The organism is Variovorax sp. PDC80 (genome assembly GCF_900115375.1).
Classification (GTDB): Bacteria; Pseudomonadota; Gammaproteobacteria; order Burkholderiales; family Burkholderiaceae_C; genus Variovorax.
Genome location: NZ_FOWG01000003.1, coordinates 407,425 through 427,672 on the forward strand (window position 1 = coordinate 407,425; position 20,248 = coordinate 427,672).

Here is a 20,248-nt window from a genome sequence, read left to right on the forward strand (position 1 = left end):
GGCACCCGCCTGACACGGGAATCCCCCGATGGGGATTCCCGCAGGTCGGTCGCCGGCTCAGCGCTTGGCGAGCTGCTGCCAGGTGTCGATCACGCTGTCGGGATTGAGCGAGATCGACTCGATGCCCTGCTCCGCCAGCCACAGCGCGAAGTCGGGATGGTCCGACGGGCCCTGGCCGCAGATGCCGACGTACTTGCCCTTGTCCTTGCAGGCCTTGATGGCGCGGCTCAGCATGGCTTTCACGGCCGGATCGCGCTCGTCGAAGTCGGCCGCCAGCAGCTCGAGGCCCGAGTCGCGGTCCAGGCCCAGCGTGAGCTGGGTCAAGTCGTTCGAGCCGATCGAGAAGCCGTCGAAGTACTCGAGGAACTCGTCGGCCAGGATGGCGTTGCTCGGCACCTCGCACATCATGATCAGCTTGAGATCGTTGTCGCCGCGCTTCAGGCCGTACTTGGCCAGCAGGCCGGTCACGCGCTCGGCCTGGCCCAGCGTGCGCACGAAGGGCACCATGATCTGCACGTTGGTCAGGCCCATGTCGTTGCGCACGCGCTTGAGCGCCTCGCATTCCATGGCGAAAGCCTGGCCGAAGTCCTCGCTGAGGTAGCGCGCCGCGCCGCGGAAGCCCAGCATCGGGTTCTCTTCCTCGGGCTCGTAGCGGCTGCCGCCGATCAGCTTGCGGTACTCGTTCGACTTGAAGTCCGACAGGCGCACGATCACCTTCTTGGGCCAGAAGGCCGCGGCGATGGTGGCGATGCCCTCGGCCACCTTGTCGACGTAGAAGGCGCGCGGCGAGGCATGGCCGCGGGCCACCGACTCGACGGCCTTCTTGAGGTCGTTGTCGACGTTCGGGTAGTCGAGGATCGCCTTCGGGTGCACGCCGATGTTGTTGTTGATGATGAACTCGAGCCGCGCGAGGCCCACGCCGTGGTTGGGCAGTTGCGCGAAGTCGAAGGCCAGTTGCGGGTTGCCGACGTTCATCATCAGCTGGATGTCGATCTCGGGCATCACGCCGCGCTGCACCTCGGTGACCTCGGTCTCGAGCAGGCCGTCGTAGATGTAGCCGGTGTCGCCCTCGGCGCAGCTCACGGTGACCAGGGTGCCGTCCTTCAGCAGGTCGGTGGCGTCGCCGCAGCCGACCACGGCCGGAATGCCCAGTTCGCGCGCAATGATGGCCGCGTGGCAGGTGCGCCCGCCGCGGTTGGTGACGATGGCCGCGGCGCGCTTCATCACCGGCTCCCAGTTCGGGTCGGTCATGTCGGTGACCAGCACGTCGCCGGCCTGCACCTTGTCCATCTCGCTGATGCTGTGGACCAGCCGCACCGGGCCGGTGCCGATCTTCTGGCCGATCGCGCGGCCCTCGGCCAGCACGGCGCCGCGGCCCAGCAGCTTGAAGCGCTGCTCGGCCTTGCCCTGCTGCTGGCTCTTCACGGTCTCGGGACGCGCCTGCAGGATGTAGATCTGGCCGTCGGTGCCATCCTTGCCCCACTCGATGTCCATCGGGCGGCCGTAGTGCTGCTCGATCACCAGCGCGTACCTGGCGAGCTGCTCGACCTCGTCGTCGGTCAGCGAATAGCGGTTGCGCTGCTCGGCCTTCACGTCGGTGGTCTTGACCAGCTTGCCGGAAGCCTTCTTCTCCTCGGGCGTGGCGAACTCCATCTGGATCAGCTTGGAGCCCAGGTTGCGGCGGATCACCGCGCGCTTGCCGGCGTTGAGCGTGGGCTTGTGGACGTAGAACTCGTCGGGGTTCACGGCGCCCTGCACCACGGTTTCGCCCAGGCCGTAGCTCGAGGTGATGAACACCACGTCCTCGAAGCCCGACTCGGTGTCGATGGTGAACATCACGCCGGCCGCGCCGAGGTCGGAGCGCACCATGCGCTGTACGCCGGCCGACAGCGCCACCACGTCGTGGGCGAAGCCCTTGTGCACGCGGTAGCTGATGGCGCGGTCGTTGTAGAGGGAGGCGAACACCTCCTTCATCTTGCGCAGCACGTCCTCGATGCCGACGACGTTCAGGAAGGTCTCCTGCTGGCCGGCGAAGGAGGCGTCGGGCAGGTCTTCGGCGGTGGCCGAGGAACGCACGGCGAACGAGGCCTGCGGATTGCCGGCGCTCAGGGCGGCGAAAGCGTCGCGGATGGCCTTCTCGAGGTCGGCCGGGAACGGCTGGGCCTCGACCATGGCGCGGATCTCGGCGCCGGCGGTGGCCAGCGCGCGCACGTCCTCGGTGTCGAGCGCGGCCAGGCGCTTGCTGATCTTGTCGGCCAGCCCGTCGTGGGCCAGGAACTGGCGGAAACCATGGGCGGTGGTCGCGAAGCCCGTGGGCACGCGCACGCCCTGGGGCAGCTGCGAGATCATCTCGCCGAGGCTGGCGTTCTTGCCGCCAACCGCCTCGACGTCGGTCATTCTCAGGTTTTCAAACGGTACGACCAGGGCGGTCGCGTCGAAAAGTGCAGACATGGGAAAGCTCCAGAAGTTGAAACCTGCTGCATTCCATGCGGACGGCGCGGCACGATCGTTGTCGTTGCTTTGGGTGCGGACGCGGTGGGCATGGAAGGAAAGATACGGTGGGTGCCGAGGGGCGGAATCCCGATAATGGGGCGGATTGTAGGCGCGCCGGGGCCGCGCGCGTCGCAGGACAACACCGCCAGACCATGCACACACGAACTGTCTTCTTCGTTTCCGACGGCACGGGCATCACGGCCGAGACTTTCGGCAACGCCGTGCTCGCCCAGTTCGAGATGAAACCGCGCCACGTGCGGCTGCCCTTCACCGACACGGTCGACAAGGCCCACCAGGCGGTGCGGCAGATCAACCACACGGCCGAACTCGAGGGCGTGCGCCCGATCGTCTTCACCACGCTGGCCAACATGGACGTGCTGGAAGTGATCGAAACCGGCTGCAAGGGCATGCTGCTGGACATGTTCGGCACCTTCGTGCGCCCGCTCGAGATCGAGCTGGCGATGAAGTCCAACCACCGCATCGGCCGCTTCAGCGACGTCAGCAAGAGCAAGGAATACAACGACCGCATCGCCGCGATCGACTTCAGCCTGCAGCACGACGACGGCCAGAGCAACCGCGACCTGCAGGGCGCCGACGTCATCCTGGTGGGGGTGAGCCGCAGCGGCAAGACGCCCACCTCGCTCTACCTGGCGATGCAGCACGGCCTGAAGGCGGCCAACTACCCGCTGATTCCGGAAGACTTCGACCGCCGCCAGCTGCCGCCGGCGCTCATGCCGCACCGCAAGAAGATCTTCGGCCTGACCATCCAGCCCGAGCGGCTCAGCGAGATCCGCAACGAGCGCCGGCCGAACTCGCGCTACGCCAGCATCGAGAACTGCCGCCACGAGGTCAGCGAGGCCGAGGCCATGATGCGGCGCGCCGGCATCCGCTGGCTCTCGACCACCACCAAGTCGATCGAGGAGATCGCGACCACGATCCTGCAGGAGCTGCGGCCGGAGCGGCTGACCTACTGACCGGCTGACCGCCCGTCCGCGGTCCTAGCCGAACAGGTACTGCACCGTCCCGTCCGCGCCGACCACGCTCTGGCACGGCATGCGCCAGACCGCCTCGATCAGCACGGGCGCCAGCACTTCGCCGGTCGGGCCCTGGCACAACCCGCCAGGGGTATTGGGCACGCCCAGCACCACCACCTCGTCGGCATAGCGCCGCGCCAGGTTCAGGTCGTGCAGCACCACCACCACGCCGACGCCCTGCCCGGCCCAGCCGCGCAACAGCCGCATCGCGGCATGCTGGTGGGCCAGGTCGAGCGCGGCCGTCGGCTCGTCGAGCAGCAGCCAGCGCGCGGCCCCGTCGGCGCGCCGATGCCACAGCTGCGCCAGCACCCGCGCCATGTGCACGCGCGCCTTCTCGCCGCCCGACAGCGTGTTGAGGATGCGCGGCGCGAGCGCCGACACGTCGGTCAGCGCCATCGCCGCGGCGACGATCGCGTCCTCGTCGGGCGCGGGCGCCAGCCGGTGCGGATAGCGGCCCAGCGCGACCACGTCGCGCGCGCTGAAGTCGAAGGCGACCGCGCTTTCCTGCGGCATCAGCGCGCGCCGCAGCGCGAGTGCCGGCATGCCGTGGGCGCGCAGCGGCCGGTCGTCGAGCAGCACCCGGCCCGCCGTGGGCTCGCGCTGCCCCGACAGCACCGACAGGAGGGTCGACTTGCCCGCGCCATTGGGGCCGAGGATCGCCGTCACCCGGCCGGGCGCGAGTTGTACCGTGGCCCGTGAGAGCAGCGCCTTGGCGCCGATGCTTACCTCGGCATCCTCGCAACGCAGCCCGAGGTTCAGGTCCGGCGCCTTCATATGCGCCCCCGGAAGTGCCGCAGCATCAGCAGGAACATCGGCACGCCGATGAAGGCCGTGAGCACGCCCAGCGGCAGCTCGGCCGGCGCCATCGCGGTGCGCGCCACCGTGTCGGCCACCAGCACCAGCGCAGCGCCCAGCAGCGCCGAGGCGGGCAGTACCACCCGGTGGTCGGGTCCGGCCACCATGCGTACCCAGTGCGGTGCGATCAGGCCGATGAAGCCGATGATCCCGGTGGTGGCCGTCACGGCGCCCACCGCCACCGCCGTGACGACGATGGCGCGCCGCTTGATGCGCTCCACGTCCACGCCCAGCAGCGCCGCCTGCGACTCGCCCAGCGCGATGGCATTGAGCGGCGCGGCCAGCGAGGTCGCCGCCACGCAGGACAGCAGCACCGCCACGCCGACCAGGATCACCGCGCTCCAGCGCGCGCCGCCCAGGCTGCCGAGCAGCCAGAACTGCAGGCTGCGCAGTTGCTCGTCGGTGGCCATCACGCTGAGGAAGCCGAGGCCCGCGCCCGCCAGCGCATTGACCGCGATGCCCGCGAGCAGCATCAGCGCCATGCGCGTGCCGCCCTCGCTGCGCGACAGCGCGTAGATCAGCAAGGTGACCGAGAGGCCGCCGCCGAAGGCCATCACCACCAGCGTCCAGCTGCCGAGCGTGCGCGGCAGCACCGGCATGAACCAGGCGCCCAGCACGATGGTCACGCCGGCCGCCAGCGCGGCGCCGCTGCTGATGCCCACCAGGCCGGGATCGGCCAGCGGGTTGCGAAACAGCCCCTGCATCAGCGTGCCCGCCATGCCCAGGCCCGCGCCGGCCGCCACGCCGAGCACGAGGCGCGGCAGGCGGATGTTGACGAACACCAGGTATTCGGGCGACCTGTCGGCCGCGATGCCCTGCCCCAGCGAGCTCAGCACGTTCCAGAGTTGCGGCAGGCTGATCGCGTAGGCGCCCGATACCGCGCCGAGCGCCAGCGCGAAGGCGAGGAGCAGCGCGCAGCCGGCCAGCACGGCCCGCGGCGGGAAGCGCTGGCTCATGCCACCGCGGCCATGAACTTCGGATGCAGCTCGGCGATCGCCGCCGGCATGCGCGGGCCGAAGCCCAGCAGCAGCAAGGCGTCGAGCGTGACCAGCGAGCGCTTCCTGAACGCGGGCGTGAGCGCCAGTTCGGGCCGCTGCCAGAAGCGCTCGATGCCGCCATGGGCCTCGATGCTCTGGTCGCTGGTCATGACGATGTCGGGCGCGGCCGTGGCCATGGCCTCGGCGGTCATCGGGCGGTAGCCCTCGAAGCCGCCGAGCGCATTGACGCCGCCCGCATAGCCGATCACCGCGTGCGCGGCGGTCTTCTCGCCCGACACCTGCGGGCTCGCGCTGTGCGAGAGCACGAACAGCACGCGCGGCTTGCGGCCCTGGGCGGCCGCCACGCGCTGCTGCACCTGCGCCCATTCGGCATCGAGCCTGGCCTGCAGCGCGCGCGCCTGCGCCTCGCGGGCCGCGGCGCGCCCCACCACCTGGATCTTGCGCTGCACCTCGCCCCAGCTGTGGTCGGCTTGCACGATCTCGACCTTGACGCCGGCCGAGCGCACCTGGTCGAGCACCACCGGCGGACCCGACTCGTTGGTGGCGATCACGGCATCGGGCTTGAGCGACAGCAGCCCCTCGGCCGAGAGCTGCCGCATGTAGCCGACCTTGGGCGTGCCGCGCGCCGCGGCCGGATAGAGGCTGGTGGTGTCGGTGCCGACGAGCTGGCCCTCGGCGCCGAGCAGGTACACCACCTCGGTGATGGCGCCGCTCACGGTGATGAGCCGCGGCAGTTTCTTCGCCTCGGGCGACTGGGCGAACAGGGGCAGCGCGGCGGCGCCGAACGAGGCCGCGGCGGCGAGGCGCAGTGCGTCGCGGCGGCGGACGAGGGAGGGGGAGATGCGTTCTTCGGTCATGGAGAAAAAACGTGGGGCAAGGAGAAAAACGTCCGCGCGATCAGGCGGCCGGTGTCGCCGCGGGCAACCGCGCGAGCCCGCGCACCAGCTTGCGCCAGTCCTCGCGCTCGGGCACGCCGGGCTTGCGCGCGCCGAAGAACATCGCCATCAGTTCGCCCTCGCCGTCGAAGGCCTCGACCGAGGTCACATGGCCGTCGCTGGTGGGCTTCTCGACGATCCACACGCTCGCGATGCGGTCCTCGCGCAGGTGCAGGTTGAAGCCGGGGTCGAGCACGTTGAGCCAGCGCATCGGCGCAGCGTCGCCACGTGCCGGCATCTCCATCGGCTCGACCCGCACCACCGGCCCGGTGTGGATCTGGATGCAGCCGGGGCTGCCCACGAAGACCATGATCGGCGTGCCGCTGAAGGCCGCTTCCTGCAGCAGGTCGCCCACCGCATGCAGCGCTGCGCGCTGCGTGAACTCGCCCTCGGTGAGCCGGAAGCTCTGCTGGCGCTCGGCATCGAACTTCTTGAGCAGGCCGAAGAACTCGTGCGTGTCCTGCATGCCGCGCCAGGCCTCGGCCAGCGCGCCGGCGTCGATGGCGGCGTCGGCGCGCGGCGCGGGCTTGGGCTCGGCCGGCTTGAACGCCACCTGAAGCTCCGGCGCCGCATGCGCATCGATCACCGCCTGCAGTGCGCCACGGTCGGTGGCCTCGCGCACGAAGATCTTGTGCACCGCCAGGCCGTGCGCGTCGAAGAACTGCAGGCTCAGCGAGGACGGCACGCCAGGGTTGGCGGCCGCCTCGTCCACCGCGAAGCCCGCGTGCCAGCGGCTGAAGAACAGCCGCAGGTCGATCGCCTCGCCGAGCGCGAGCCCCATGGCCTCGCCGCCCGAGAGCTTCTCGTAGATGCCGGTCTTCTCGTGCACCGTGGTCTCGTTGCGCGTGAGCGCCAGCAGCGGCCCGCAGGCCTCGAGCGACTGCAGCAGCGCGAGCCACGGCCCGCGCAGCGGCGTGGCGCGCAGGGCCTTGTCGTACGCGCCCGCATGGGCCGCGATCGCGGCGCCCTCGGCCAGCCCCATGGCCGCCGCGGCGTCCTTGTGGCGCATGCCCTTGGCGCGCAGCTCGGCGAAACGGTGGCGGATGTCGTCGGCATTCATCGTTGGTGGTCCTTCCTGGTTTGAATTCGGTGGCTCAGAAGTCGGCCACGAGCGAGACGTTGAAGCTGCGTCCCGGCTGCGTGTAGGCATCGCGGATCAGCGCGGTGGAGGTCAGGCCGCGCACGTCGCTCCACATCCAGTAGCGCTTGTTCGTGAGGTTCGTGATCGAGGCGTTCAGGCGCAGGTCGCGGTTGATGCGCCACTGCGCGCTCAGGTCCAGCGTGGTCGCCGAGGGCGTGAGGAACTGCACGCCGCCGGTGGTGATCTCGGCCCCATCCACGTCGGAGCGCTTCTTGGCCGCATGGTGCACCGCGTCGAGCCGCACCGACCAGGCCGGCGCCTTGTAGGCCAGGCCGAGGTTGATCTTGCGCGGATCGATGGAGTTCAGCGGCCGGTTGTTGCTGCGGTCGCGCCCGCGCGTCTGGCCCCAGGCGAAGGGCACCGAGAAACCCATGCCGTTGTCGGTGAAGTCGAGCTCGCCCTTGACCTCGAAGCCGCTGATGCGCGCGCGGCCGATGTTGACCGACTGGAAGGTGGCCGGGTTCACGCGCGAGCCGAACACGCCGCCGACCTGGCGGTCGTTCTCGATCAGGTCCTTGTAGTTGCCGCTGAAGGCGGCGACGTCGAAGTTCAGCAGGCCGGTGCGCCCGCGCACGCCGAGCTCGACGTTCTGGCTCTTCTCGGGCTTGAGGTTGGGGTTCGGGATCGTGCGGTAGCCCGAGATCGTGTTCTCGAAGAAGTTGTTGACCTGGAACGCGTTCGGCGCCTTGAAGCCCGAGGCGTAGTTGCCGTAGACGCTCCATTGCGGCGTGGCGCGGAACAGCACCCCGAGCTTGGGCGAGACCGCCGAGCCCGAGAGCGAGACCGCCTGTGCGCCGAAGCCGGCCTGATCGGCATCGAGCGAGAAGCGGTCGAAGCGGATGCCGGGCGTGATGCTCCAGCGGTCATGGATGAACTCGTCCTGCACATAGAAGGCCGAGGAGGTTTCGCGCGTGTCGGGGAAGCGCTTGAGCGGGTAGCTCTCGCCGGCAGGCGGCACCAGGCCGGTCTGCAGGTTCTCGACGTTGGTGCGCGCGTAGTCGAAGCCGTAGGTGATCTTCTGGGCCCAGTCACCGGTGCGCACCAGCTTGTCGGCCTGCAGGCCGAACTGCCAGGTGCTCTCGTCGTAGGTGACGTCGCGCGAGCGGTCGGCGGCGCTGAAGCGGTCCTCGAAGATGTACTCGCGCGACTTCGACTTCTGGTAGCTCACCGTGGTCTGCAGGCTGTCGGCCATCACGGAGTTGAGGCGCAGCCGGCCGTCGTAGGTGAAGCGGTCGCGCTGCAGGTCGGTGCGGGCGTTGAGGCCGACCACCGAGGTCGAGGCATAGGGCGGCTTCGCGAGGCCCGACAGCAGGTCGTAGCGGCTGGTCTTCTCGATATGCTCGAAGGTGAAGCCGTGGCGCTGGTCGGCATTCGGCGTGAGGATGACCTTGGCCAGCAGCGCGCCGCTGCGGTCGCGCTGCGGGTTGGGTGTGGTGCGGTCGGCGTTGGGCGCGTTGTAGCTGCCGCGGTTCTCGAGCTCGTGCGAGCGGCCGAGGTTGGCCGAGAGCAGCCACTGCAAGGTCTCGTTAGGCTTGCCCGCGAGCGTGACGCCGGCGCGCCGGCCGTTGTCGTCGCCGCTGTAGCCCAGGCTGGCGCTGCCGCCGAAGCTCTTGCCGTCGCGCAGGAACGAGGACGGATCGCGCGTGATGAAGTTGACCAGGCCCGCGAGGCCGTCGGAGCCGTAGAGCGCCGAGGCCGGGCCCTTGAGGATCTCGATGCGCTCGATCAGGCCGATGTCGAAGTAGTCGCGGCCGAAGGCGTTGGCGCTGAAGACATAGCTGCGCGGTGTGCGGATGCCGTCGGTCAGCAGCAGCACGCGGTTGCCGTCGAGGCCGCGGATGTTGAAGCCGGCATTGTTGTCGCGGCCGGTGTTGCCCTGCGCGAGCCCGAAGCGTGCCGGCGAGCGCTTGACCGAGACGTTCGGCAGGTCGCGCACCGCGTCGCGGATGTCGTTGATCTGCTTGGACTCGAGGGTCTCGCGGTTGAGCACTTCGACGCTGACCGGCAGCGCGTCCTTCTCCTGTTCGGAGCGCGAGCCGCTGACCACGATCTCGCCGAGCGCGGCAACCTGCTGCGGGGGTGGCTGCTGGGCCCAGGCGGGCGTCGCGGCACCGAAGCCGCTGGCGATCAGCCAGGGCAGCAGCGCGCGGCGTGCGCGCACGGGTCGGGAAGAGGAAGAAGAGGAGAACGGGCGCTCGAAGCGCGAGAAACGTGTAGAGGTGGCGGCCACGAAAAAGGTCCGGCAAGCGTTGGAATGGACAACGGCTTGCTGGACCTCGGCGCAGCGGAAGCTGCGCGGCTGACCTGGCTGGCGGCGGGAGGCTCGGTTCCCTTTTCTTGGTGTTCTCGCCGCGGTGCGCGGCGCGCGAGCCTCTGAAAACTATTTTATGAGAATAATTCTCATCTGACCGCCGATGTACCCACTCAAGCTGGGGCTGAAGTACGGATCAGGTGATCGAATGCACCGAGTGCCGCCTTCGCTCCGTCGCCGGCCGCGATGATGATCTGCTTGAACGGCACCGTGGTCGCGTCACCCGCGGCGAACACGCCGGGCACCGAGGTCTGGCCCTTCGCATCCACCACGATCTCGCCGTGCTTCGACAGTTCGATCGTGCCCTTGAGCCAGTCGGTGTTGGGCACCAGGCCGATCTGGATGAACACGCCCTCGAGGTCGACGCGCTTGGCTTCGCCGGTCGCGCGGTCCTTGTAGACCAGGCCGTTGACCTTCTGGTCGCCGGTGATCTCGGTGGTCTGCGCGTTGGTGAACACGTCGACGTTCTTCAGGCTGTGCAGCTTGCGCTGCAGCACGGCGTCGGCGCGCAGTTGCGTGTCGAACTCGATCAGCGTGACATGGCCCACGATACCGGCCAGGTCGATCGCCGCCTCGACGCCCGAGTTGCCGCCGCCGATCACGGCCACGCGCTTGCCCTTGAACAGCGGGCCGTCGCAGTGCGGGCAGTAGGCCACGCCCTTGTTCTTGAACTCGTGCTCGCCGGGCACGTTGATGTTGCGCCAGCGCGCGCCGGTCGAGATGATCACGGACTTGCTCTTGAGCGACGCGCCGCTCTCGAGCTGCACCTCGATCAGGCCCTCGCCCGGAATCAGCGCCTTGGCGCGCTGCAGGTTCATGATGTCGACCTCGTAGTCGCGCACGTGCTCCTCGAGCGCATGGGCGAACTTCGGTCCCTCGGTCTCCTTGATCGAGATGAAGTTCTCGATGCCCATGGTGTCGAGCACTTGGCCGCCGAAACGCTCGGAGGCCACGCCGGTGCGGATGCCCTTTCGCGCGGCATACACGGCCGCCGCGGCGCCCGCGGGGCCGCCACCGACGATCAGCACGTCGAACGGGTCCTTGGCGGCGATCTTCTTGGCTTCGCGCTCGACGCCACTGTTGTCGATCTTCGCGAGGATCTCTTCCAGGCTCATGCGGCCCTGGCCGAACTCGGTGCCGTTGAGGAACACGGTGGGCACGGCCATCACCTGGCGTTCCTTCACTTCTTCCTGGAAGGTGCCGCCCTCGATCATCGTGGTGCGGATGCGCGGGTTCTGCACCGCCATCAGGTTCAGCGCCTGGACCACGTCGGGGCAGTTGTGGCAGGTCAGCGAGACGTAGATCTCGAACTCGAAATCGCCGTCGAGCGCCTTGATCTGGTCGAGCACGGCCTGCTCCACCTTCGGCGGGTAGCCGCCGATCTGCAGCAGCGCGAGGATCAGCGAGGTGAATTCATGGCCCATCGGCAGGCCGGCGAAACGCGGGCCGTGGTTTTCGCTCGGGCGGTTGACCGAGAACGAGGGCTTGCGGTGGTTGTCGTCGCGGCTTTCGCTCAGGCGGACCAGCGGCGAGGCTTCCGCCACGTCCTTCAGCAGCGACAGCACTTCGTCCGAGGCCTTGCTGTCGTCGAGCGAGGCGACGATCTCGATCGGCTGCGTGGCGCGGTCGAGGTAACTCTTCAATTGGGCTTTGGTGCTGGCGTCGAGCATGAGGAACTCTCTTTCGATAACTGGAAACTATCAACTGGGGACAAGAAAGCCCGGGGGCCTCGTGAGCGCCCGGGCTTTCGCGCGGAGCGCCTTAGATCTTGCCGACGAGGTCGAACGACGGGGCGATGGTCTTGTCGCCTTCATTCCACTTGGCCGGGCAGACTTCGTTCGGGTGGGCGGCGGTGTAGACGGCTGCCTTGAGCTTGCGCAGGGTTTCCTTGACGTCGCGGGCGATCTCGTTGGAGTGCACTTCGGCGGTCTTGATGATGCCTTCGGGGTTGATCACGAAGGTGCCGCGCAGTGCCAGGCCTTCTTCGGGGATGTGCACGCCGAAATTGTTGGTCAGCGTGTGGGTCGGGTCGCCCACCAGCGGGAACTTGGCCTTGCCGACGGCCGGCGACGTGTCGTGCCAGACCTTGTGCGAGAAGTGCGTGTCGGTGGTCACGATGTAGACCTCGGCACCCAGCTTCTGGAATTCGGGGTAGTTGTCGGCCGCGTCTTCGACTTCGGTCGGGCAGTTGAAGGTGAAAGCCGCCGGCATGAAGATCAGCACGGACCACTTGCCCTTGAGCGTCTCGTCGGACACATCGATGAACTTGCCGTTGAGGTAGGCCTGGGTCTTGAAGGGCAGGACTTGGGTGTTGATCAGGGACATTGCTGGTTTCCTTGGTGGTGATGAAAGAAGCGAACCATGAGTATAGCTACCAAATGGCATCTTTCAATAGTTCATAGCTATTAAATGCATTGCAGCCCCCTATGTCTTGCGATGGGCGGGCCGCATACCTGGCGGCATGGCTCGCCCTCCGGATACGAACGTGTATCAGCATCAAACGCATGCAGAGCGCGAATGCATGGCTTTGCTTGCGCCACCCTCCTTCGCGCTCCGACAATCGCGGCCTTTACTGCTTTCATAACAAGGAAAAACACCATGAAGGGCGATCCCAAGGTCATCGAGCATCTGCAGGCGCAGCTCAAGAACGAGCTGACTGCGATCAACCAGTACTTCCTTCACTACCGCATGCTCAAGCATTGGGGCCTCGACAAGCTGGCCAAGAAGGAATACGAAGAATCGATCGGCGAGATGAAGCATGCCGACAAGCTGATGGACCGCATCTTCATGCTCGACGGCCTGCCGAACCTGCAGGACCTCGGCAAGCTGAACATCGGCGAAGACGTGCCCGAACTGCTGCGCTGCGACCTCGGGGCCGAGACCGGCGCGCAGGCCACGATCAAGGACGGCATCGCGCATTGCGAATCGGTGCGCGACTACGTCTCGCGCGACTTGCTGCAGGAAATCCTCGACGACACCGAGGAGCACATCGACTTCCTCGAAACCCAGATCGACCTGATCGACCGCGTCGGCCTGCAGAACTACCTGCAATCGCAGATGGGCGAACTCGAGTAAGCCTCGCCCTCGCGCGCCACACGGCACGCCACGAACAACTGCGGGACTTCGGTCCCGCTTTTTTTGGCCCGGCGTTTTCGCTTTACCAAACTTCACATGCTATTCAATCGATAGCATAAGACAAAGGATTTACCTTCGATCCCGCCGGATCGACCGCCTCGGCAAGGGTCGGGCCCGATTGCCAAACGAAATCAATTCTCATTTGCGAGCCTAAAATGCCGGCCGCCAATGAATGCCGCCCCGACCGACAACCGCCGCCGTGCCTACTGGCTCAAGACCCTGCACGAATGGCACTGGGTCAGCTCCGCCATCTGCCTGATCGGCATGGTGCTGTTCAGCGTCACCGGCTTCACGCTCAACCACGCGGGCCAGATCGAGGGCAAGCCGCAGGTCACGCGGCTGCACGCGACCATCGACGAGGCGCTGCGCACCCGCCTCGAAGCGACCATGGCCGAGGTCAAGTCGAACACCGCGCTCAAGGGCAAGGCCGCGCTGCCCGCCGAACTCCAGGCCTGGGTGCGCCAGCGCTGGGACATCGACACCGCCGGCCGCGAGGCCGAATGGTCGGACGACGAGATCTACCTGTCACTGCCCCGCCCCGGCGGCGACGCCTGGCTGCGCCTCAGCCTGGCCGACGGCGAGGCCGAATACGAGCGCACCGACCGCGGCTGGCTCTCCTACTTCAACGACCTGCACAAGGGCCGCAACACCGGCACCGCCTGGAGCTGGTTCATCGACATCTTCGCGGGTGCCGCGCTGGTCTTCTCGATCACCGGCCTGTTCATCCTCAAGATGCATGCGGGCAACCGCCCCTTCACCTGGCCGATGGTGGGCATGGGGCTGGTGGTGCCGGTGCTGCTCGCGCTGCTTTTCATCCACTGACTTTGGTTTCGTCCGTTTCGTGAAAGAGGTTCCTCTCGTGCACATCCGCTACTCGCTCGCACCGCTCGCCATGTCGGCGCTCTTCGCCGCCCCGGCCTTCTCGGCCAGCCTCGGCGTCAACATCGAGGTGCCGCGCCTCAACGTGTCGGAGTACCACCGTCCCTACATCGCGACCTGGATCGAGCGCGCCGACAACACCGTGGCGGGCACGCTGGCGGTCTGGTACGACGTGCGCACCAAGACCAACAACCCCGAGGGCGAAGGCACCAAGTGGCTCAAGGACATGCGTCAGTGGTGGCGCCGCGGCGGCCGCGACCTGTCGGTGCCGATCGACGGCGTGACCGGCGCGACCAAGCCCGCGGGCAAGCACCAGCTGAACTTCAGCGACGGCAGCGCGCCGATGCCGCAACTGGCGCCGGGCAGCTACAAGCTGGTGGTGGAAGCCGCGCGCGAAGTCGGCGGCCGCGAGGTCGTGAGCATCCCGTTCCAGTGGCCGCCGACCAGCGCCTCGCAGCCGAGCGCTTCGGGCAAGGAAGAACTGGGCGAGATCAAGCTCGAGCTCAAGCCCTGACCGCCGCACCGCCCCGCACCTTCGCCGCCCACCTTCAAGGAATCGCCATGAACACCCTCCGCCTGCGCGCCGCCGCCATTGCCGCCGCCTTCGTCGCCATCGCCCCGCTGTCCCACGCGCACAACGCCTGGCTGCTGCCCTCGGGCACCGTGTTCTCGAAGGCCGACACGGTCAGCGTCGATGCCGCGGTGTCGAACGACCTGTTCGTCGCCAACCATGCGCCGCTGCGCCTCGAGGGCCTGCAGATCACCGCGCCCGACGGCAGCGCCATCAAGCCCGAGAGCGAAGCCAAGCTCAAGCAGCGCAACGTGTTCGACGTGCCGGTCGCGCAGCCCGGCACCTACCGCATCGCCGTGATCAACGGCGGCGCCTTCGCGAGCTGGAAGGACAAGGCCACCGGCCAGAACAAGCGCGCACGCGGCACGCCCGAGACCATCGCCAAGGAGATTCCGGCCGACGCGCAGGACGTGACCATCACCCAGTCGGCGGGCCGCATCGAGACCTTCGTCACCGTCGGCAAGCCCTCGGCGCTGAAGCCGATCGGCCAGGGCCTGGAGCTGATCGCCAGCGGCAGCCCGACCGACCTCGTGAAGGGCGAGAAGGCCAGCTTCACGCTGCAGCTCGACGGCCAGCCCGCCAAGGACCTCGAAGTGACGGTGACCGCGGGCAACACGCAGTACCGCGACAAGCTCGAGGAGTTCAAGGTCAAGACCGACGACAAAGGCCAGTTCAGCGTGACCTGGCCGAGCGCCGGCATGTACTGGCTCGACGTGTCCACGCGCGACAACAAGACCACCGTGCCGAACGCCAAGGAGCGCCGCCTGAGCTACGCGGCCACGCTCGAAGTGATGCCCTGACCCCGAGCGACGTTTCGCGCACCGCCTTGGGCATTTCGTTCGCCTCCCGCAGTTCCTGGCACGGCGGCTACGCCAACGCGGCGGTGCCGCGCCTCGCCGATCCGGCCCGCCTGCACCAGCTGGCCGGCCGGACCATGGGCACGACCTGGTCGCTGCGCTTCGACAACCCGGCCATGCGGCCGCTCGCCGCGGTGCGGGAGGCGGTCGAGTCGGCATTGGCGCGCGTGATCGCACAGATGAGCCACTGGGAGGCCGACGCCGAGATCTCGCGCTTCAACCGCGCGCCGGCGGGCACGCGGCACACGCTGTCGGCCGAGTTCGCGCGCGTGATGGCCTGCGCGCTGCAATGGGCCGAGGACAGCGGCGGCGCGATCGATCCGACGGTTGGCGCGCTGGTCGCCAGTTGGGGTTTCGGCCCCGATGCAAACGATGGCCCCATCGACACGGACGCCCTTGAAGCGGCACGCGAGCGCACGGGCTGGCGAAAGCTCGCCTTCGACATGGCCGATGACGCAACGGCCACGCTGATCCAACCCGGCGGCTTCGCGCTCGATCTGTCGGGCGTCGCCAAGGGCTTCGCAGTCGATCACGGCGTCGAGGCCTTGCGCGCGCTCGGCCTCGAGGATTTCCTGTTCGAGATCGGCGGCGAACTGCGCGGCGTGGGCCGCCGTCCCGGCGGACAGCCATGGCGCGTGCAGGTCGACGGCGAACTGCCCGCGCCGGTGCACGTGGCGCTCGACGGCCTCGCGATCGCCACCTCGGGCGACCGCTGGCACCAGCGCGAGCACGCAGGCCGCCGCTGGTCGCACACCATCGATCCGCGCAGCGGCGAACCCGTGCCCGCCGGGCTCGCGAGCGTCACGGTGCTGCATGCGCAGTGCATGCACGCCGACGCGCTCGCCACGGTGCTGACGGTGCTCGGGCCCGAGGAAGGCTTCGCCTTCGCCGAGGCGCGTGGCATCGCGGCGCTGTTCGTCGCGCATGCGGCGGACGGCGACGGACCGCCGAGCCTGCGCGCGACCCCGGCCTGGGCCGAACGGACCGCCTCCGCATGAACGACACGCTGCTGCGCGCGCTGGCCGCGGGCTCCACCGTGGCCGCCTACGGCGCGATGTGCCTGGCGATCTACACGCGCGAACGCCGCGCCGTCGCGGCCACCGCGCGCGCCGCGCAGGCACTGGCGGGCGACGGCACAACGCCTTCGACGCTGGTGCTGTTCGCCAGCCAGACCGGCCAGGCCGAGGCCATCGCCTGGCAGACCGCGCGCCGCCTGCGTGCGGCCGGCACGCCGGTGCGCGTGATGGAACTCAATGCGCTCGACGCCGCCACCCTGCGCGACGCGCGGCAGGCGCTGTTCGTGGCCAGCACCTATGGCGAAGGCGATGCGCCCGACGGCGCCAGCCTGTTCGCCGAAAAGGCGATGGCCGAGCAGCCCGATCTGTCCGCGCTGCGCTATGCGGTGCTGGCCCTGGGCGACCGCCAGTACGCGAACTTCTGCGGGTTCGGGCGCCAGCTCGACGACTGGCTGAGCGGCCGGGGCGCAACACCGTCCTTCGCGCGCGTCGAGGTCGACAACGGCGACCCCGAAGCGCTGGCCACATGGCATGCCCAGTGGGGAGATGCCGAGGTCGCGCACGACGAGGAAGACAGCAGCGCCTTCGCTCCGTGGCGTCTCGTGCATCGCAGCTTGCTCAATCCCGGCAGCGCGGGCGCACCGGTCTTCCTGCTCGGCCTGGTACCGCAGGCCGGCACGATGCCGGCCTGGGACTCGGGCGACCTGGTGCAGATGGCGGTCGCGAGCGATCCCACGCGACCGCGCGACTACTCGATCGCCTCGCTGTCCGCCGACGGCGAACTGCAGCTGCTGGTGCGGCAGGAGCAGCACCCCGACGGCACGCTGGGCATGGCCTCGGGCCATCTGACCTCGACGCTGGCCATCGGCGACACGGTGACGCTGCGCCTGCGCGCGCACCGCGGCTTCCGTCTCGAGGGCAATGCTTCGCGCCCGCTGATCCTGATCGGCAACGGCACTGGCCTCGCCGGCCTGCGCGCCCATCTGCGCGCGCGCGTCGCGGCGGGCCGGCACGAGAACTGGCTGGTGTTCGGCGAACGCCACGCGGCGCACGACTTCCTCTGCCGCGACGAGATCGAGGCCTGGCAGCGCGAAGGCGCGCTGGCGGCGCTCGACATGGTGTTCTCGCGCGACCAGGCCGAACGGCTCTACGTGCAGCACCGGCTGCTGCAGCGCGCCGATGCGCTGCGCGAATGGCTCGCGCGCGGCGCGGCGGTGTACGTGTGCGGCAGCCTGCAAGGGATGGCCGCGGGCGTGGATGCCGCGCTGCGGCAGGTGGCCGGCGAAACGCTGTGGGCCGAGCTGGTCGGCTCGGGGCGCTACAGGCGCGACGTGTACTGAGCCACGCGAGGCCCACCAGCCTCCGTGGAGGCCTGACAGCAGGCCTACCAGCGACTCCGCGCTGTCAACAATTCCCCCAGAATTAGAGTTGCTTCAGTGCAACAAAGTATCTACTTTACAAAGCGCCTGCCGGCAAAAGTACTAAGCCCCGTATTGATAAACATTATCATTTGACACGGTTTTTACCTTTGCCCTCCCGCAGGTCCACTCACCCAGCCAGCCCCCGGTGCCTCCTCGGCACGCGCGCAGGGCATCGCCAGTCGAGTTCTCAGGGCCGTTTTTTCCTTCTTCGAGAACCTTCATGGCCAACTCCTATATCAAGAGCCGGAAGCACGCTGTCGCGCGCGCCGTTCCCCAGGTCTCGGGCGCCGCAGCCGCCACGCTGATCGCCCTCTCCGCCCCCGCCATCGCCCAGCAGCAGCCCTCGCGCGTGCTGCCCGAGATCCGCGTCGAAGGCTCGGTCGCCGCCGACTTCAAGGCCGATACCTCGGCCAATCCCAAGTTCACGGCACCGCTGGTGAACACGCCGCAGACCGTGCAGGTGATCAAGGAACAGGTGCTGCGCGACCAGGGCGCCACCACGCTGACCGAAGCGCTGCGCAACACCCCCGGCGTGGGCACCTTCTTCCTCGGGGAGAACGGCAACACCAACACGGGCGACGCGGTGTTCATGCGCGGCTTCGACAGCTCGAGCGCGATCTTCGTCGACGGCATCCGCGACGTCGGCTCGATCTCGCGCGACACCTTCAACATCGACCAGGTCGAAGTCGTGAAGGGCCCCTCGGGCACCGACGTGGGCCGCACCTCGCCCACCGGCTACATCAACCTCGTGACCAAGAAGCCCAAGCTCGACGACAGCTTCACGGGCTCGCTGGGCTTCGGCAGCGCCGACTTCAAGCGCGGCAGCATCGACTGGAACAAATCGCTGAGCGGCGAGAACGGCATCGGTGCGGCCTTCCGCCTGAACGCCGTGGCCGAGGACGCCGGCGTGGCCGGCCGCGATTTCGTGAAGAACAAGCGTTGGGCGATCGCGCCCTCGCTGGCCCTGGGCCTGAACAGCCCGACGCGCTTCTACTTCGATCTGGTGCACGTCAAGCAGAACAACATCCCCGACGGCGGCGTGCCCACCATCGGCCTGCCGGGCTACTCGACGCCCGATCCGAAGCGCGGCTACCTGAGCTACGCCGCGCCGGTGCGCTCGAAGAACTTCTACGGCACCAGCGCGGACTTCGACAACGTCACGACCGACATGTTCACCGCGCGCGTCGAGCACGACCTGACGCCGGACATCACGATCCGCAACACGACGCGCTATGCCAAGACGCAGCAGGACTACCTGCTGACCTCCTTCATGGGCAGCACGGCCAACCTGCTGACGCCAAATCAGTTCCTCCCCCTCGGCTGGACCGTGGCGCGCAGCTCGCCCACCAATAAGGACCAGGAAAACACGATCTTCACGAACCAGACGAACGTGAGCGCGAAGTTCAACACCGGCAGCGTGGGCCACACGCTCAATGCCGGCGTCGAGCTGATCCGCGAGAAGCAGGACTCGAACGGCTACTACGGCCAGAACGTCAAGGTCTTCAACGTGCCCGGCTTCACCAACAGCGGCGCCTGGCCGGCGGCCAACGTCTACGCACCGAACCCCTACGTGTTCGGCGGCTACAACCGCATCCAGAACGGCACCACCACCTCGGGCGAAACCACCACCGTCGGCGCCTATGTGTTCGACACGGTCAAGTTCAACGAGCAGTGGATGCTGACCGGCGGCCTGCGCTACGACCACTACTCGACCAAGTTCGACTCGACGGCACTGAACGCCACCACCGGCGCACTGACCCCGACCAACCTCAAGCTGTCGGACAGCCTGTGGTCGGGCAAGATCGGCCTGGTCTACAAGCCGACCGAGAACGGCAGCCTCTATGCGGCCTACGGCACGGCGGCACAGCCCCCCGGCGGCGCCAACTTCCAGCTCGCAGCAGGCGGCACCGGCAACAGCGCCGCGCGCACCGACTTCCTGCCGCAGAAGGCCAAGACCTACGAACTCGGCACCAAGTGGGACGTGCTCAACAAGCACGTGGCGCTGACGGCCGCGCTCTACCGCACCGACGTCAGCAACGAAGTGGTGCAGGACGCGATCTCGCAGCAGTACTACCAGACCGGCAAGAAGCGCGTGCAGGGCATCGAACTCGGCGTGTCGGGTGCGATCACCGACAACTGGGGCGTGACCACCGGCTTCACGACGATGAACACCCGCGTGCTCAGCGGCCCCTCGGTGCTGGCCGACGGCTCGACCTCGCTGGCCTACACCCCGAAGCGCGCCTTCACGCTGTGGACCACCTACCAGCTTCCGTTCGGCCTGACGATCGGCGGCGGCGCGCGCTACAACGGCAAGCTGTACCGCGGCACCGACGGCGCGGTCGGCACGCCGGCCTACGTCGAGTCGTACTGGGTGGTCGACGCCATGGCGTCCTACCGGATCAACAAGAACGTCGATCTGCAGCTGAACGTCTACAACCTGTTCGACAAGGACTACGTGGCGGCCATCAACAAGTCGGGCTACCGCTACACGCCGGGCACGCCGCGCTCGTTCAAGGTCACCGCGAACTTCGCGTTCTGATCGTTCGCCACGGCGCGCCACCGGCCAGGGCCGGGGCGCCGCGGTGCGACACTCGAGCCCCGG

Annotated in this window: 16 protein-coding genes; 8 read left to right on the forward strand and 8 right to left on the reverse strand. The window is 68.1% G+C overall.

The annotated features are described in order from the left end of the window. Positions 1–57 precede the first annotated feature (57 nt). Positions 58–2,451 (reverse strand): phosphoenolpyruvate synthase, encoded by a 2,394-nt coding sequence (gene ppsA / locus BM109_RS11790; RefSeq protein WP_093342985.1) that lies wholly within the window; start codon positions 2,449–2,451, stop codon positions 58–60. A gap of 194 nt (positions 2,452–2,645) precedes the next feature. On the opposite strand from ppsA, the gene BM109_RS11795 reads away from it, so the two are divergent. Beyond that, on the forward strand, positions 2,646–3,467 hold the full coding sequence (locus BM109_RS11795; protein ID WP_057595986.1) for a posphoenolpyruvate synthetase regulatory kinase/phosphorylase PpsR: 822 nt from the start codon (positions 2,646–2,648) through the stop codon (positions 3,465–3,467). A gap of 24 nt (positions 3,468–3,491) precedes the next feature. Here BM109_RS11795 and BM109_RS11800 read toward each other — a convergent pair whose 3' ends face one another. From BM109_RS11800 to ahpC, 7 genes are all read right to left on the reverse strand, one after another. Next, the gene (locus BM109_RS11800) at positions 3,492–4,301 is read right to left on the reverse strand and encodes a heme ABC transporter ATP-binding protein (protein WP_093342987.1); all 810 of its coding nucleotides are present in this window, start codon (positions 4,299–4,301) and stop codon (positions 3,492–3,494) included. After that, positions 4,298–5,338, reverse strand: a complete 1,041-nt coding sequence (locus BM109_RS11805; protein ID WP_093342989.1) for a FecCD family ABC transporter permease — start codon at positions 5,336–5,338, stop codon at positions 4,298–4,300. The genes BM109_RS11800 and BM109_RS11805 overlap by 4 nt, the downstream gene beginning before the upstream one ends. After that, positions 5,335–6,237 carry a heme/hemin ABC transporter substrate-binding protein gene (locus BM109_RS11810; protein ID WP_093342990.1) on the reverse strand — a complete coding sequence of 301 codons (903 nt, stop codon included), beginning with the start codon at positions 6,235–6,237 and terminating at the stop codon, positions 5,335–5,337. The genes BM109_RS11805 and BM109_RS11810 overlap by 4 nt, the downstream gene beginning before the upstream one ends. Positions 6,238–6,277: 40 nt before the next feature. Then, entirely contained in the window at positions 6,278–7,375 is a 1,098-nt protein-coding gene (locus BM109_RS11815) for a hemin-degrading factor (protein WP_093342992.1), read from the reverse strand. A 34-nt stretch (positions 7,376–7,409) separates the two neighbouring features. Further along, positions 7,410–9,686, reverse strand: coding sequence for a TonB-dependent hemoglobin/transferrin/lactoferrin family receptor (locus BM109_RS11820; protein ID WP_256222517.1), 2,277 nt, complete (start codon positions 9,684–9,686; stop codon positions 7,410–7,412). Between the two features lie 194 nt (positions 9,687–9,880). Then, positions 9,881–11,437 (reverse strand): alkyl hydroperoxide reductase subunit F, encoded by a 1,557-nt coding sequence (gene ahpF, locus BM109_RS11825; protein WP_093342995.1) that lies wholly within the window; start codon positions 11,435–11,437, stop codon positions 9,881–9,883. Positions 11,438–11,528: 91 nt separating this feature from the next. Next, the gene (gene ahpC, locus BM109_RS11830) at positions 11,529–12,092 is read right to left on the reverse strand and encodes an alkyl hydroperoxide reductase subunit C (protein WP_057595992.1); all 564 of its coding nucleotides are present in this window, start codon (positions 12,090–12,092) and stop codon (positions 11,529–11,531) included. Between the two features lie 273 nt (positions 12,093–12,365). Here ahpC and bfr point away from each other — a divergent pair, with 273 nt between their 5' ends. From bfr to BM109_RS11865, 7 genes are all read left to right on the forward strand, one after another. Then, positions 12,366–12,842, forward strand: coding sequence for a bacterioferritin (gene bfr, locus BM109_RS11835; protein ID WP_056583098.1), 477 nt, complete (start codon positions 12,366–12,368; stop codon positions 12,840–12,842). Between the two features lie 228 nt (positions 12,843–13,070). Then, positions 13,071–13,724 carry a PepSY-associated TM helix domain-containing protein gene (locus BM109_RS11840; protein ID WP_093342996.1) on the forward strand — a complete coding sequence of 218 codons (654 nt, stop codon included), beginning with the start codon at positions 13,071–13,073 and terminating at the stop codon, positions 13,722–13,724. A gap of 70 nt (positions 13,725–13,794) precedes the next feature. Beyond that, positions 13,795–14,295, forward strand: coding sequence for a DUF2271 domain-containing protein (locus BM109_RS11845; protein WP_177239332.1), 501 nt, complete (start codon positions 13,795–13,797; stop codon positions 14,293–14,295). A gap of 47 nt (positions 14,296–14,342) precedes the next feature. Further along, the gene (locus BM109_RS11850) at positions 14,343–15,152 is read left to right on the forward strand and encodes a DUF4198 domain-containing protein (RefSeq protein ID WP_093342999.1); all 810 of its coding nucleotides are present in this window, start codon (positions 14,343–14,345) and stop codon (positions 15,150–15,152) included. A 26-nt stretch (positions 15,153–15,178) separates the two neighbouring features. Next, the gene (locus BM109_RS11855) at positions 15,179–16,207 is read left to right on the forward strand and encodes an FAD:protein FMN transferase (protein ID WP_093343001.1); all 1,029 of its coding nucleotides are present in this window, start codon (positions 15,179–15,181) and stop codon (positions 16,205–16,207) included. Next, on the forward strand, positions 16,204–17,565 hold the full coding sequence (locus BM109_RS11860; RefSeq protein ID WP_093343002.1) for a sulfite reductase subunit alpha: 1,362 nt from the start codon (positions 16,204–16,206) through the stop codon (positions 17,563–17,565). The genes BM109_RS11855 and BM109_RS11860 overlap by 4 nt, the downstream gene beginning before the upstream one ends. Before the next feature lie 301 nt (positions 17,566–17,866). Beyond that, the gene (locus tag BM109_RS11865; protein WP_093343004.1) at positions 17,867–20,185 is read left to right on the forward strand and encodes a catecholate siderophore receptor Fiu; all 2,319 of its coding nucleotides are present in this window, start codon (positions 17,867–17,869) and stop codon (positions 20,183–20,185) included. Positions 20,186–20,248: the final 63 nt, after the last annotated feature.

Bases quoted from the DNA above. Each gene is read 5' to 3' on its own strand.
- ppsA (WP_093342985.1), bottom strand. From the start codon at position 2,451: ATGTCTGCACTTTTCGACGCGACCGCCCTGGTCGTACCGTTTGAAAAC.
- BM109_RS11795 (WP_057595986.1), top strand. From the start codon at position 2,646: ATGCACACACGAACTGTCTTCTTCGTTTCCGACGGCACGGGCATCACG.
- BM109_RS11800 (WP_093342987.1), bottom strand. From the start codon at position 4,301: ATGAAGGCGCCGGACCTGAACCTCGGGCTGCGTTGCGAGGATGCCGAG.
- BM109_RS11805 (WP_093342989.1), bottom strand. From the start codon at position 5,338: ATGAGCCAGCGCTTCCCGCCGCGGGCCGTGCTGGCCGGCTGCGCGCTG.
- BM109_RS11810 (WP_093342990.1), bottom strand. From the start codon at position 6,237: ATGACCGAAGAACGCATCTCCCCCTCCCTCGTCCGCCGCCGCGACGCA.
- BM109_RS11815 (WP_093342992.1), bottom strand. From the start codon at position 7,375: ATGAATGCCGACGACATCCGCCACCGTTTCGCCGAGCTGCGCGCCAAG.
- ahpF (WP_093342995.1), bottom strand. From the start codon at position 11,437: ATGCTCGACGCCAGCACCAAAGCCCAATTGAAGAGTTACCTCGACCGC.
- ahpC (WP_057595992.1), bottom strand. From the start codon at position 12,092: ATGTCCCTGATCAACACCCAAGTCCTGCCCTTCAAGACCCAGGCCTAC.
- bfr (WP_056583098.1), top strand. From the start codon at position 12,366: ATGAAGGGCGATCCCAAGGTCATCGAGCATCTGCAGGCGCAGCTCAAG.
- BM109_RS11840 (WP_093342996.1), top strand. From the start codon at position 13,071: ATGAATGCCGCCCCGACCGACAACCGCCGCCGTGCCTACTGGCTCAAG.
- BM109_RS11845 (WP_177239332.1), top strand. From the start codon at position 13,795: ATGTCGGCGCTCTTCGCCGCCCCGGCCTTCTCGGCCAGCCTCGGCGTC.
- BM109_RS11850 (WP_093342999.1), top strand. From the start codon at position 14,343: ATGAACACCCTCCGCCTGCGCGCCGCCGCCATTGCCGCCGCCTTCGTC.
- BM109_RS11860 (WP_093343002.1), top strand. From the start codon at position 16,204: ATGAACGACACGCTGCTGCGCGCGCTGGCCGCGGGCTCCACCGTGGCC.
- BM109_RS11865 (WP_093343004.1), top strand. From the start codon at position 17,867: ATGGCCAACTCCTATATCAAGAGCCGGAAGCACGCTGTCGCGCGCGCC.